The sequence below is a fragment of the Massilia horti genome, assembly GCF_004614195.1.
In the GTDB taxonomy this organism is placed as follows: Bacteria; Pseudomonadota; Gammaproteobacteria; order Burkholderiales; family Burkholderiaceae_D; genus Telluria; species Telluria horti.
In genome coordinates this window covers 1-12,289 of sequence record NZ_SPUM01000028.1, presented here as the reverse complement: position 1 = coordinate 12,289, position 12,289 = coordinate 1, and the positions used below count along the sequence as shown (strand labels likewise).

The window sequence follows — 12,289 nt, the reverse complement described above, 5'->3', positions numbered from 1 at the left end:
CCGCTGGCGCGAGGGCGGCCGCGCGCCGCTCGCGCTTGATGCGGGCGCGCAGGGCGAACACGGACAGTGGCTGCGCGCGGCCGGATTCGACAACCTGCTGGTGCACGGCAGCTCGGCGGCCGGCGCGGATGCGAGCGTTTTCGCGCTGTTCGGCCTGCCGATGCGACCGGGCGCGCGCCACGCCTATTTTCTCGAACTGCTGCTGCCTTGCCTGCACTTGGCGCTGGCCGGCCTGCCGGCCGTGCCGGGTCCGGGACTGGCGCCGCCGCGCCCGCTGTCGCGGCGCGAAGCGCAGGTGGTGCAATGGCTACGGGAAGGGAAGAGCAATGCCCAGATCGGGGCCCTGCTCGGGATCAGCACGCTGACGGTGAAGAACCACCTGCAGCGGATCTACAAGGTGCTTGGTGTCGGCAACCGCGCGCACGCGCTGGCGCGCTGCCTGGAACTGCGGCTGCTCGACGGCTAGGTGAATTGACGCCGGCTTAAGCCTGCGGACCGCCCTCGGCTTCGGCGCGCTGCTGCGCCTGCAGGCGATAGGCTTCGGCATTGCCGTCGATGATGCGCAGGCCCGAGCAGCGTTCCGGCGCGCAGTCCGGCTGCGGCTCGTCGGCTGCGGCCTTGGTTTGCACAGCGGCGGCAAAGCGCGGCGCGTCCGGCGCGGAATCGGTGGCGCCGCCGCAGGCGGTCAGCGCGACGGTGAAGGAAAAGGCCAGTAAGGTGCGGAAAGATTGGGTAGTCATGGTGTCCAGCGTTACGAACTAGTCTGTGATGGAACAATTGTAGGCAGTAAATTTTCCGCGCCGCAATTAATATTTACTTACATGTCTGCAAATATTGACTCTTTGAAATAGTTTTAACAGCAGAAGCCAGAAATTGAACGATGATTGGAGTAAATTGTTTTTGAGAAATGATCTGGATTTATGGCTGCTGTGGCGCGCGTGCGACGGGGCGGACCCGGAACAGGCGAGGGGGCGCGAGCAACTGGACAGAACACGCTTGACCGCGCCGGCGGCTGGGGCGATGATGGTCCGATGCGACGACTTGCGATTCTTTTAATGCTTGGCTGCACGGCCTGCGCCACCGAAGCGCACAGGCCGGACGCTGGCCCGAAAGCCCCGGTGCTGGCCGCATCCCAATCAGGCAGCGGCCCGGCGCGCCCGGCTGAATCGCCGGCCGCCACGTTCGAGCGGATTCGCGCGCTGATCGGCACCGCGGCCTGCACCGACTCGTCGCAGTGCCGCACCCTGGCCATCGGCGGCAAGGCCTGCGGCGGCCCGGAGTCCTACCTGCCGTGGTCGACCAAACAAACCTCCGAACAGGAATTGCGCGCGCTGGGCGAGCGTTACGCCAACGAGCGCCAGGCCGAGCAGACCAGGTCCGGCGAGATGTCGAACTGCCGCTTCATGCCCGATCCGGGCGCCGTCTGCCGCGCCGGCACCTGCCAGCTGGGTAGCAGCGCCGGGGCGCGCGCTGAGTAACGGAACTGGCTCTCATCCTCCCGATACGCCCCATTTTTTGATCGTCCACACGCCGCCTAGCACCGCCACGCTCCAAAGCACTACATAGGGAAGCGCAACCAGCGCGTAGCCATAGGTAATGACGACAAAGGGAAATAAAACAGTCAGGCCGCTAAGGAAGCTGGCGAATACCAGGGTTTTAGTATGATGCGCAGCCCAATGCCAGAAGCTGGCCAAACCCCCAATGGTAAATGCCACAGCAACGCAAACAGCGATATTGGCTATTGACGGGGTGGGCGACAGATGATGAAAAAGGTAGATCAAAGCTGCCAGGTTGCCAAGGTAGCCTGAAAAGAAAACCACGACTGCGCGCATTTGATTCCTTCATTGCAGAGTTGGCAAAACATGCCAAAGATAGCCCGCAATCGCGGTGGGCGTCCAGAAATAAAAAAGCTGCGGCCTGCAGGCACGCAGCTTTTTGCCCGCCGAAGCAAGGTGTGGTCGCTAAACTATTTGCACATTCGCGCGCTGATCGGCACCCCGGCCTGCACCGACTCGTCTCAGTGCCGCACAGGAGTCGTACCTGCCGTGGTCGATCAACAGGAATTGCGGGGCGCTGGGCGAGCGTTACACCAACGCGCGCCAGGCCGGGCAGGGCAGGACCGGCGAGCTGTCGAACTGCGGCTTCATGTCCGACCCGGGCGCCGTCTGCCGCTCGTCTTTCCGCACTGATGCGCGAGCTAACGACTCACGCGAACTGCCTCGAAGAAAAAACCATTCCAGAATATGACTGCGCGATTCGGTTTTTTCACGTAAACCTGCGTGCAGCTTATGTCAATGACGGTTACGGGACTCGGCAACCGAAGCTTTGAATTGCCAACTCCTGCTTCCTGTTGCAGGTATAGATTTGGCTCGACGCGCTTTGTTTCGAAATCCGACGGCTGGCAGACCTCACCATCAAAGCGAGCACCGTCTTTGCGTATCGTCATGACATGGCCGAGCAGTTGGCGCGCGCCATGCTCGTCTATTGATGCCATTTCAGCCAAGTCAAGAACTTTGGTGAACTTCCATTTCCCAATTATCTCGTTCCCTGGCTGCGCAGCTTGGCAATACATAGGCGAGTACGATGCCAGGAGGATTGCCGTTGCGGCTGGAATTCCTCTCATTTGGCGCAACATGGGGAAACGCAGGGAGGTCATGTCACTCCTCCTATTTAATTGCCTCGTTTCCGTCATCCGCCTTAATGCGGAACGGAGCGCTTTCCTCGGCACGTCGCGCAATGAGACCTGTCGCTAGTTTGGTCTTGCCGTTCACATTTACCCTGGTAATCTCTGACATCCGGTTTGCTGCTGCTAAAAAATTACCGCTATTTAGCACGTCAAAGATATATTGATTTACTTGGTTCTTGGTGTTGTAGGTAAAACTGACCAGCCCGTCAAATTGCGCTTGATTGAGCGGCACCCTTACTTTCAGTTTAACTCTTCGCTCCGCTTCAGCCACTCTCTTGTTAAATTCAATGTCAACTGAGTCCGCAGTTACCTTAAGCTTGAGTTCTTCTTCTCAACAAACACCCTTATGGGCATAAAAACCAATCCCCCACGTGCAATTTCCCTTATTCTTGCCCATGTCGTTATAGTACTTCAGCATAAGCTTTTCGGTGGCGCGCATTTTCGCACGCGCTTCTGGGCTCATGGTTTTTCCCCCATTTGGTGAACTCGCAGAATTAGGTGTGGGAGTCCTGGTCGACATGTTTTGCTCCGAGCAGTCGTAGACGATCAATTTATCACTTTGACATCAGTGCTTATTGATTTACGTCAAACGAGCTCAGCAGCAAAGGCTCAATATAGAGGGCTTGAAAGACGATTCCCAAGGCGAAATTCGAATTTATGCGTGCTGATGGGAATGGTAAACCAATCAAGTAATTTCAAATAGAACTAACAAATGTGCTCGTCGGTGCGATGCATCCGAGCATTGAGGTTGGTGGGCTCCTGCGTGAGCAAGTAACCTTGAAGTTTTCCAAGGTGAACTGGACGTACACGCAACAACTGACCGGCGGCGGCGCAGGTGGTAGCACAGTTGGTGGGTGGGACTTGGCGGCCAATAAAGTAGCATAGTGCGAGCGGCCAATCGAGTTAAGCCTCGGAGAGAGTAACCGGGGCTTTTACTCGCAATCGAAGTGGGCGTCCAGAAATAAAAAAAGCTGCGGCCCGCAGGCGCGCAGCTTTTTGCCCGCCGGGGCAATCGCCCCGGCTGCGTCCGGATACCTCTTAGATACCCGTGTCCTTGGCCGCCTCACGCTCGACCGGCTCACCCAGCGGTACCGGGTTGTTGGTCTCGACCTGGAAGATCGTGGTGCTGGCTGCATTGCCGCTCGCATCGAGCAACTGCATCGCCCCGGCGTAACGCTTGCCTGCCGGCAGCATCGACCAGCTGGCGCTCACCGATGCCGTGCTGCCTGCGTACACCTTGGCCGGCACCATCACCTTGAAGTTGCCGCTGCGATCGGTCGAGGTCACCACTGCCGACGACAGGGTGAAGTCGGTCGACACGTGGTTGGCCGACGAGTAGCCGATCACGCACACCTTGTAGTTGCCGGCCGCCGGGGAGGCCAGCGCGATGGTCTCGTTCGAGCCCGCGTTGCCGGAGTAGGCGACCAGGTTGTTGGACGGGTTCAGCAATGCCAGGTCGAGGTCGTGGCCGCCGCCGCCCGCGGTGTCGCGGTCGAACAGCTCGAACTGCGCCAGCAGCGCGTTGGCCGGAACCGTCACCGGAATCACCCGCACGCCGCTGATGGCGTTGCGGCAGGCGGTCTGCACCAGCGCGGTGGTGTCAACCGAGCCCGTAGGCGCCTGGTTCACGGTGAAGGCGTCGCGCGCGATCTCCTTCAGGCCGCCGTACTTGCTGCCCATGGCGCCGGTAAAGCCAGTCGAGACGCTGATCGCCTTGCTGGCCGTCGCGCGGTCGCTCTTGACCATGGCCGGTGCGATCACCGGTTTGCCGGAACGCACGGTCACCGGGCTGCGCACCGTGTGGGTGCCGTCGCTCCAGGTCAGCTTGCCGTACTGCCATGCGTTGTCCGGCGCGGTGGTGCGGGTCAGCGTCACGGTGAACGCCTTGGTTGCACCCGGCGCGATGGTCAGCGAGGACGGGCTGACCGAGGCCGTGAAGCCCGGCACCGTAATGGCCGCGGTGTAGGTGGCGCTGGTGGCGCCGACGTTGGTCACCGAACGGTTCACGGTCACCGTTCCCAGCACGTTGCCGACCGTGATCGAAGGCATGTTCAGGTCGTAGGACGGCATCGTGCCGTTCTGGCACTCGGTCGTCACGCCCTGGCCGCACATGTAGCGCTTGTAGTCGGTCTGCACCGCGTTGTACACCAGGCCGGGGTCGCTTGCCCCGTTCGGGTTGACGTGGCCGGCGCCCTGGCCGAACGGCAGGATGCCGCGCAGGTCGCCCGTTTGCGTGTCCGCGAAGGTGTCGGTGCCGGTGGTCATGAGCGCCGACTTGATCATCGCCGGGGTCCAGGTCGGGTTCTGCTGGCGCAGCAGGGCGGCCAGGCCGGCCACGTGCGGAGCGGCCATCGAGGTGCCCTGGTACGAGGCCCACGCCGCCGGCGGGGTCAGGGTGCCGTTGATGACGTTGCTGCGCTGGGCGGCGGTCAGCTCCGGCGACACGCCGGCGATGATGTCCACGCCCGGCGCTGCCAGGTCCGGCTTGAGCAGGTTGGCGTCATACCGGTTCGGGCCGCGCGAGGAGAACGAGGCTATGGTCGGCGCGTTCACGCTCGACGTGCCGATGACGAACTTGGTCATCGACGCCATCGCGCCGGCGGTCTGGGCATAGGCCTTGATCGCGGCGCCGTTGGCCGCGGTCACGTGCACCGTCGGCACCGAGTGCACCTCGGCCACCAGGCCCGATCCGTTGTCCACCTGGATCATGCCCACGCCGCCAGCCTCCAGCACGGCCAGGCTCTTGTCGACGCGCGCGTTGTTGCCGCGGTCGCAGGTGACGATCTTGCCGGTCACCTTGGCCGGGTCCAGCACCTGCACGCCGCCGTTGTAGCCCTTGCTGTAGCACAGCCGCAGCGCGAGCGGGTCGGCGCCGGGCAAGCCCGCGTCCTCGGCGCGGATCAGCGGAGCGTCCGGCAGCGGTGCGGTGTTCATCGATGCGCCGGTGTACTTGTTGCCGTTGGCCAGATTGACATCGGCCTGCATTTCGCGGTTGTGGGTCGATGCCGCAACCGTCGCTTCCCACGGGCTGATGTGGGCCACCGCGTTGGACGGGCCGTCGTTACCGGCCGACGCGGAGACGAACACGCCCGCGTTGGACGCGTGCAGGAAGGCCTGCTCGACCGGGTCGGTGATCGAGGTGCCGCCGCTGATCGAGAAGTTAATCACGTTCACGCCGTCCACCACCGCTTTTTCGATCGCGGCCACGCTGTCGCCGACGTAGCAGCTGTTCTTGGAGCCGGTGCCGTCGGTAGCGGTTGGGTCGTCGTAGGTCCAGCACACCTTGTACATCGCCACCCGTGCGCGCGGCGCGATGCCCGATGCCGAGCCCACGGCCACGCCGCCTACGACCGCGGTCGGGCCGGAGTTGCCGCCCGCGGTGCTCGAGGTGTGGGTGCCGTGGCCGCCGTGGCCGACGTTGCCGCCGATCGAATCGCGCGGCGAGCGGAACTCGGTCCAGTTGGTGGTCTTGCCGACCGAGAGGTAGGTGGTGTCGAAGTACTGCGCGCCGATCAGCTTGTTGTTGCAGTGGGCCACGGTGAAGCCTTCGCCGGTCTGGCAGCTGCCTTTCCAGGCGGCCGGCGGCGCGTCATAGGCCAGCGTGCCGCTGGTGTCGAAAGTCGGCTTGCCGTCGCTGTCGACGCGGTCGGCGTAGGCTGGGTTCTCCGGCCACACGCCGCCGTCGACCACGCCGATGATGATGTTTTCACCGGCCTTGTCCTTGCCGCCCAGCTTGTTCCACAGGCCGTTCGCCTTGTCCAAGCCCAGGAAAGTGGGGGTGGAGATGGTGACCAGTTGGCGCGGGGTGTCCGGCACGATCGAAGACACGTCGCTGCGCGCCATCAGTGCGCGCACTTCGTCGTCGGTGAGCAGCGCGGCAAAGCCGTTGAGCACCACACTGTAGTTGTACAGCACCGGCGCTTCGGATACGGTGGCCCGGACTGCGGCCTGTTTCTGGTCCAGGTAGTCGCCGTACAGCTGCACCTCGGCCGATTGCAGGTCGAGGCGGCTGCCGGGCTCCGGCTGGGTGGCCGGCATGCCGCTGATCTGGCCGTCATAGGAGGCGATCGGCTTGTCGGCCAGCTGCACGATGTACGGCCGGCGTACATCGTCGGCATGGGCGCCCAGCGTCAGGCTGGACAATAGCAGCAGGACTGCTGCGGAGAGGGGACGCATTTTCATTGTTGTTCCTTGTTCTTGTGTGCGTGAATCAAGCCTTGCGACGGCGCGCGGCGGCCATCAGGCCGGCCAGGCCCAGGCCAACGATCAGGCTGGTGGACGGCTCGGGCACTTCGGCCATCACGATGTTGTCGATGCCGAACTGGGCACGGTCGGTGCTGAAGGCCGAGCAGCTGCCCTGCGCATTGCAGACGAAGCCGAAGAACGCGGCTTCGATGAATGACGTGTTGGCGAAGGCGCCGGTGGTGTCGAAGTGGCCGAAGGTGAAGCCGCCCGGGGTCGGGCCGCCCAGCAGGAAGTCCTGGTAGATGGAGCTGCCGTCCGAGCGCCAGCCCTGCACCCGCAACAGGCCGGCGACCGCCGGGTAGCTGCTCAGCACCGGGCTGCCGCCGATGAAGCTGGCGTCGAACGACTTGACCTGGAACTGGTCGCCGTAGTTGCTCCTGGTGATGTCGAGGTAGCCGTCATTGAGCGCCCCGTAGAAGGTGGTTTGGTTGTTGACCGGGCAGGCCATGTCGATGCACGTGAACGGGTCGTCTTTCATGTTCATGAAAGCGCCGACCAGATAGCCTTCGCCGTTGCCGGGCAGGTTGGCCAGGAAGGTGACGTCAAAGCCGCTCTGCTGCCAGACCTCCATGCCGCCGACCGGGCCGATGTAGCCGCCCTCGAAGTCGATCACCCCGGCATGCGCCGGCGCGGCGAAGGCGGCCGAGACGAGCGCGGCGCCAAGCAATTTGGATAGGCCGCCGCGGCGACGCGCGGTGGCGGAAGATTGATTCCGAGTCATGTTGTGCCTTTTTTTTTCGTTTGTGATAAGTGCACCTGGCAACATTGCCCAAGCGCCGGCGTTGCACCTGAAAAAGTTTCAGGTTGCCACCAAATATAGCAACGGCAACAACATTCGTGTAAAAAATTTCAACGCATAAAATATGTATTTTGGGCTTGTTTCTTCAATAAAATTTTGTTCCCTCTAGCAAGGCAGATTGCCGCGTTGAATTCCCTGTTATCAAAATTTGCTGCGAATCTGCGACAGCGCAACTCGACGCGGTGGTTGGCGGGCGATACTCTTGGGTTTTGGCGTGGGGTCGCGCCCCGGTTCTATTAAAAGAAAACAATTGTCGTGTTTGCGAACGGCATGGTAGCCTTGCGTGCCAAAGCTTTCCCAATGGGCAATTTAGGAGTCGATTGGATGTATTCAGTACTGAAACAAGGTGCCGTACGGCGCCAGTCCGGGTTCACGCTGCTTGAACTGCTGGTGGTGATCGTCATCATTGGCCTGCTGGCTGCCTACGTCGGCCCCAAGTACTTTTCCCAATTGGGCAAGTCCGAAGCCACGGTGGCCCGGGCCCAGATCGAGGCGTTTGAAAAGTCGCTCGACACCTTCCGCCTGGACGTCGGCCGCTATCCGACCACCGAGGAGGGGCTGAACGCCCTGATGACCGCGCCCCAGAACGCCAGCGCCAAGTGGAACGGCCCGTACCTGAAGAAAGGCATCCCGCTCGACCCCTGGGGCCACGCGTACCAGTACCGCGCGCCAGGCAGCAGGAGCGAGTACGAGATCGTCTCGTTCGGCAAGGACGGCCAGCCGGGTGGCAGCGGCGAAGCCGCCGACATCAGCTCGCAGTAAGCCGCTCTATTCCCGTCCCCGACTCCCTTATGCAGTTCGCGGTCCGTACCCTTGCGCCCGACATGTCGATCGCCAGTGTGGTGGTTGATGCCCCGGACGAAGCCGACGCGCGCCGCCAGGTCGAAGCGCGCGGCCTGTTCGTCAGCGCGGTCGAGCCGGCGGCTGGCGCCGCCCTCGGCCGGCAGCGCGCCGGCAAGCTGTCGCTGGTCCTGTTCAGCCAGGAGCTGCTGGCGCTGCTCGCCGCCGGCCTGGGGATCGTCGAGGGCCTCGAGGCCCTGCTCGAAAAGGAGCACAACCCGGCGGCACGCGGCGTGCTCGAACGGCTGCTGGCCAGCCTGCGCGAGGGCAAGCGCTTTTCCACCGCGCTGGCCGCCCAGCCGGCGCTGTTCCCGCCGCTGTACGTCGGTATCGTGCGCGCTGCGGAAGGCACCAGCGATCTGCCGCGTGCGCTGGCCCGCTACATCGAATACCAGCAGCGCATCGACGCCGTGCGCAGCAAGATCGTCAGCGCCTCGATCTACCCTGTGATCCTGCTCTCGGTCGGCGGCGCGGTCAGCGTCTTCCTCATTTCATACGTGGTGCCGCGCTTCGCCGAGGTCTACCAGGGAGCGGGGCGCAACCTGCCATGGATGTCGCAGCTGATGCTTAACTGGGGCCAGTTCGCGGCCAGCCATGGCGGACCCCTGGCGATTGGCGCGCTCGCTGCGGTAGTAGCGGCGGCCCTTGGCGTGCGCCGCGTCCATCGCCGCGGTGGTATCGGGCGCCTGTTCGCGCGCCTGCCCGGCATCGGCGAGCGCGTGCACATCTTCGAACTGTCACGCCTGTACCTCACGCTCGGCATGCTCGCCGAAGGCGGCATCACCATCCTCAATGCGATCGACACCGTGCAGTCGATGGTGTCGCCCGGCCTGCGCGCGGCGCTGGCCAACGCCCGCGCCGCGATCGAATCCGGCCAGCCGTTATCAAACGCGTTCGAGGCCAACGGCCTGACCACCCCGATTTCGCTGCGCATGCTGCGGGTGGGCGAGCGCACCGGCGAGATGGGACCGATGCTCACCCAGTCCGCAAGCTTCTACGACGGCGAGATCAGCCGCTGGATCGACCGCTTCACGCGCACCTTCGAACCGCTGCTGATGGCCGCCATCGGGCTGGTGGTGGGCGCCATCGTGGTGCTGCTGTACATGCCGATCTTCGACCTTGCAGGAGACATGTCATGAGCGCCGTGATCGACGCCGCGCTGCTGGCCCGTGCGCGCGCGCAAAGCCGCAGTTCGCGCCGTTCGCTGGTCGCCGAACTGGAGGCGATCAGCGGGCTCGAGCCGCGCCAGATCGTGCGCGCGATCGCGGAACCGTTCGGGCTTACCGTGATGGAGACGGCCGAAATGTTCGGCCAAAGCCCGGCATTCGACCTGCTGCCGCTGGCGCAGGCCATGTCGCGCCATTGTGCGCTGCTGCGCGACGCCGACGGCGTCCTGACCGGCGTGATCGCCGATCCGTTCGACCTGGACCTGCAGACCTGGCTCGCGGCCCAGGCCCAGGCGACCGCCAGCGCCCCGCTGCACATGCGCCTCGCGCTGCAGTCGGACATCCAGGCCTACCTGTCCAAGCAGGAGGAATCGGCGCGCGCGGTCGACAGCCTGGTCGGCGCCCCGCTTGACGCGGCGCGCGACGGCAGGACCGCCGCCGTGCTGTCGTTCACCTCGGTGTCGGAAGCCGCAAGCCCGGCGGTCAAGCTGGTCAACTCCACGTTGTACGACGCGCTCAAGGCCGGCGCCTCCGACATCCACTTGGAGAGCACGCCCGGCGGTCTGTCGGTCAAATACCGCATCGACGGCGTGCTTGACCATGCCGCCACAGTCGGCGGCGTCGAGCTGTCGGAGCACATCATCTCGCGCCTGAAGGTGCTGGCCGAACTGGACATCGCCGAGCGCCGCATCCCGCAGGACGGCAGCTTTCGGGTCGAATCGGGCGGGCGCGAGATCGACCTGCGGGTCTCGATCATGCCCAGCATCCATGGCGAGGACGCGGTCATCCGTATCCTCGACAAGCGCGCCATGATCGAGTCCTACGGCGCGCTGACGCTCGAAGCGCTGGGCTTTGACGCACCGTCGCTGGCCACCCTGCGCGTGCTGGCCCAGGAGGCCTACGGCATGCTGCTGGTGACCGGGCCGACCGGCTCGGGCAAGACCACCACGCTGTACGCCGCGCTCACCGAAATCCACAACGGCCGGGAAAAGATCATCACCATCGAGGACCCGGTCGAGTACCAGCTGCCCGGCATCCTGCAGATCCCGGTCAACGAAAAGAAGGGACTGACCTTCGCCAAGGGCCTGCGTTCGATCCTGCGCCATGACCCGGACAAGATCATGGTCGGCGAAATCCGCGACCGCGAAACCGCGGAAATCGCGGTGCAGTCGGCGCTGACCGGCCACCTGGTATTAACTACCGTCCACGCCAACAACGTGTTCGACGTGTTCGGCCGCTTCACCCACATGGGTATCGACCCCTACGCTTTTGTCTCGGCGCTGAACGGCATCTGGGCGCAGCGCCTGATCCGCATGAACTGCCCGCACTGCGCGACGCGCTACACGCCGTCTGACGCCGAGCTGGCGTCGGTGCAAATGGCGCGCATTGATGCCGAGGATTGCCTCTTCATGCGCGGCACCGGTTGCGGCGATTGCCGCGGCACTGGCTACAAGGGCCGCCGTTCGATCGCGGAAATCCTGACCCTGAACGACGAGATCCGCGAACTGATCGTGGAAAAGCAGCCGATCCGCCGCATCAAGGCTGCGGCCGCGGCCAACGGCACGCGCAGCCTGCGGCTGGCCGCGCTCGACCTGGTCAGGCGCGGCGCCACCACGCTCGAAGAAATCAAGAGGGTGACCTTGCATGCGTAGGGGACTGGGCAAAGCGCTGCGCATCGGGATCGCGCCAGGCGGCATGGCGCTGGCGAGCACCAGCCGCTGGCAACGCGCCAAAGTAGAGGTGCTGGCCGAACGCGCCGCGGGGCCGGACCAGGGCGCGATCGGCGACCAGTTGCGCGAACTGCTCAAGGACGGCGCCGCGGCCGGCATGCCGGTCACGGTGGTCCTGTCTGACGAGCTGGTGCGCCTGTGGCAGGTCACGCCGCCCGCCGCCGCCACCCGCATGTCCGACCTCGAAGCGGCCGCCGCGCTGCGCTTCCAGTCGCTGTTCGGCGCGTCCGCCGCAAACTGGAAGATCGCTGCCGACTGGGATTGCGCGCGTCCGTTCCTGGCCGCTGCCGTGCCGCTCGCGCTGCTCGGGGAGCTGGAACAGCTGGTCGCGCAATTCAAGTTCCATCTGGTGGAGATCGTGCCGCAGTTCGTCGCCGCGCTGAACCAGTGGCGCAAGCACAGGAAGCATGGGGCCTGGTTCGCTCTGGTGCATGACGGCGTGCTGACCATTGCCGCCTATGATGCCGATTCTCTTGCGGCAGTGCGCGCGACCCCAATCGCACCCGGCGCCGACCGCGATTGGCTCGAGAGTTTCATCGCACGCGAGGCGCTGCGCATTGGCCTGTCGCGTCCCGAGTGCCTCCAGCTGTGCGGCCCGGCGCCGCTTGAGTGGGTAAGTAGCCGGGCGCGTGCCAATCTCGCCTGCAGTATCCTGGAAGAAGAGGGGGCGCATGAACACTCCGCGCTCGCAAGGCTGGCGCTGACCGGGAGCGGGGCATGAAACGGGTCCGTATCGATTTCGCCCCGCCCAGCCTGCGCCGAACCTTGTTCCGCACGCCGGCCGCGGCGCGCGTGCTCGCGGTCGCCGCCGTCGCGGTTGGCG

At 64.2% G+C, this 12,289-nt stretch carries 11 protein-coding genes and 2 pseudogenes; 7 read left to right on the top strand and 6 right to left on the bottom strand.

All coding sequences use genetic code 11. The features are described 5' to 3' along the window. Nucleotides 1-466: LuxR C-terminal-related transcriptional regulator (locus E4O92_RS04370; RefSeq protein ID WP_229483050.1), on the top strand; the 466-nt coding region annotated here is incomplete at its 5' end. 16 nt (nucleotides 467-482) lie between these two features. Here E4O92_RS04370 and E4O92_RS04365 read toward each other — a convergent pair. Next, entirely contained in the window at nucleotides 483-740 is a 258-nt protein-coding gene (locus E4O92_RS04365; RefSeq protein WP_135188528.1) for a hypothetical protein, read from the bottom strand. Nucleotides 741-1,055: 315 nt separating this feature from the next. On the opposite strand from E4O92_RS04365, the gene E4O92_RS04360 reads away from it, so the two are divergent. Continuing rightward, nucleotides 1,056-1,478: a hypothetical protein gene (locus E4O92_RS04360; RefSeq protein ID WP_229483047.1), complete on the top strand. Its 423-nt coding sequence runs from the start codon at nucleotides 1,056-1,058 to the stop codon at nucleotides 1,476-1,478. 12 nt (nucleotides 1,479-1,490) lie between these two features. Here E4O92_RS04360 and E4O92_RS04355 read toward each other — a convergent pair whose 3' ends face one another. The 3 genes and pseudogenes from E4O92_RS04355 to E4O92_RS25120 form a co-directional block, all read right to left on the bottom strand. Continuing rightward, nucleotides 1,491-1,832, bottom strand: coding sequence for a hypothetical protein (locus E4O92_RS04355; protein WP_135188526.1), 342 nt, complete (start codon nucleotides 1,830-1,832; stop codon nucleotides 1,491-1,493). 365 nt (nucleotides 1,833-2,197) lie between these two features. Beyond that, the gene (locus tag E4O92_RS04350) at nucleotides 2,198-2,656 is read right to left on the bottom strand and encodes a hypothetical protein (RefSeq protein ID WP_135188525.1); all 459 of its coding nucleotides are present in this window, start codon (nucleotides 2,654-2,656) and stop codon (nucleotides 2,198-2,200) included. Nucleotides 2,657-2,666: 10 nt separating this feature from the next. Further along, nucleotides 2,667-2,984 (bottom strand): annotated as a pseudogene (locus tag E4O92_RS25120) (glycoside hydrolase family protein); the annotation flags it as partial. Nucleotides 2,985-3,313: 329 nt separating this feature from the next. Here E4O92_RS25120 and E4O92_RS25115 point away from each other — a divergent pair. Continuing rightward, nucleotides 3,314-3,571, top strand: a pseudogene (locus E4O92_RS25115) (type VI secretion system tube protein Hcp); the annotation flags it as partial. A 153-nt stretch (nucleotides 3,572-3,724) separates the two neighbouring features. On the opposite strand, the gene E4O92_RS04335 reads toward E4O92_RS25115, so the two are convergent. Both E4O92_RS04335 and E4O92_RS04330 read right to left on the bottom strand, forming a co-directional pair. Further along, nucleotides 3,725-6,868 carry a S8 family serine peptidase gene (locus E4O92_RS04335; protein ID WP_135188524.1) on the bottom strand — a complete coding sequence of 1,048 codons (3,144 nt, stop codon included), beginning with the start codon at nucleotides 6,866-6,868 and terminating at the stop codon, nucleotides 3,725-3,727. A 28-nt stretch (nucleotides 6,869-6,896) separates the two neighbouring features. Next, nucleotides 6,897-7,652, bottom strand: coding sequence for an NF038120 family PEP-CTERM protein (locus tag E4O92_RS04330; RefSeq protein WP_167759690.1), 756 nt, complete (start codon nucleotides 7,650-7,652; stop codon nucleotides 6,897-6,899). 402 nt (nucleotides 7,653-8,054) lie between these two features. On the opposite strand from E4O92_RS04330, the gene gspG reads away from it, so the two are divergent. From gspG to E4O92_RS04310, 4 genes are read left to right on the top strand one after another with little or no spacing between them, the layout of a single operon-like run. Continuing rightward, a complete protein-coding gene (gene gspG / locus E4O92_RS04325) occupies nucleotides 8,055-8,492 on the top strand; it encodes a type II secretion system major pseudopilin GspG (RefSeq protein WP_135188522.1) in 438 nt (145 codons plus the stop codon). Between the two features lie 29 nt (nucleotides 8,493-8,521). After that, nucleotides 8,522-9,709, top strand: a complete 1,188-nt coding sequence (locus E4O92_RS04320; RefSeq protein ID WP_135188521.1) for a type II secretion system F family protein — start codon at nucleotides 8,522-8,524, stop codon at nucleotides 9,707-9,709. Next, on the top strand, nucleotides 9,706-11,388 hold the full coding sequence (locus E4O92_RS04315; RefSeq protein ID WP_135188520.1) for a GspE/PulE family protein: 1,683 nt from the start codon (nucleotides 9,706-9,708) through the stop codon (nucleotides 11,386-11,388). Before E4O92_RS04320 ends, E4O92_RS04315 begins: the two co-directional genes overlap by 4 nt. Continuing rightward, nucleotides 11,381-12,187, top strand: a complete 807-nt coding sequence (locus E4O92_RS04310; protein WP_229483043.1) for a hypothetical protein — start codon at nucleotides 11,381-11,383, stop codon at nucleotides 12,185-12,187. Before E4O92_RS04315 ends, E4O92_RS04310 begins: the two co-directional genes overlap by 8 nt. Nucleotides 12,188-12,289 lie beyond the last annotated feature (102 nt).

What these genes read in the sequence shown, in the direction of transcription:
- E4O92_RS04360 (WP_229483047.1), top strand. Translation starts at nt 1,056, where the DNA reads ATGCTTGGCTGCACGGCCTGCGCCACCGAAGCGCACAGGCCGGACGCT.
- gspG (WP_135188522.1), top strand. Translation starts at nt 8,055, where the DNA reads ATGTATTCAGTACTGAAACAAGGTGCCGTACGGCGCCAGTCCGGGTTC.
- E4O92_RS04355 (WP_135188526.1), bottom strand. Translation starts at nt 1,832, where the DNA reads ATGCGCGCAGTCGTGGTTTTCTTTTCAGGCTACCTTGGCAACCTGGCA.
- E4O92_RS04315 (WP_135188520.1), top strand. Translation starts at nt 9,706, where the DNA reads ATGAGCGCCGTGATCGACGCCGCGCTGCTGGCCCGTGCGCGCGCGCAA.
- E4O92_RS04350 (WP_135188525.1), bottom strand. Translation starts at nt 2,656, where the DNA reads ATGACCTCCCTGCGTTTCCCCATGTTGCGCCAAATGAGAGGAATTCCA.
- E4O92_RS04365 (WP_135188528.1), bottom strand. Translation starts at nt 740, where the DNA reads ATGACTACCCAATCTTTCCGCACCTTACTGGCCTTTTCCTTCACCGTC.
- E4O92_RS04330 (WP_167759690.1), bottom strand. Translation starts at nt 7,652, where the DNA reads ATGACTCGGAATCAATCTTCCGCCACCGCGCGTCGCCGCGGCGGCCTA.
- E4O92_RS04310 (WP_229483043.1), top strand. Translation starts at nt 11,381, where the DNA reads ATGCGTAGGGGACTGGGCAAAGCGCTGCGCATCGGGATCGCGCCAGGC.
- E4O92_RS04320 (WP_135188521.1), top strand. Translation starts at nt 8,522, where the DNA reads ATGCAGTTCGCGGTCCGTACCCTTGCGCCCGACATGTCGATCGCCAGT.
- E4O92_RS04335 (WP_135188524.1), bottom strand. Translation starts at nt 6,868, where the DNA reads ATGAAAATGCGTCCCCTCTCCGCAGCAGTCCTGCTGCTATTGTCCAGC.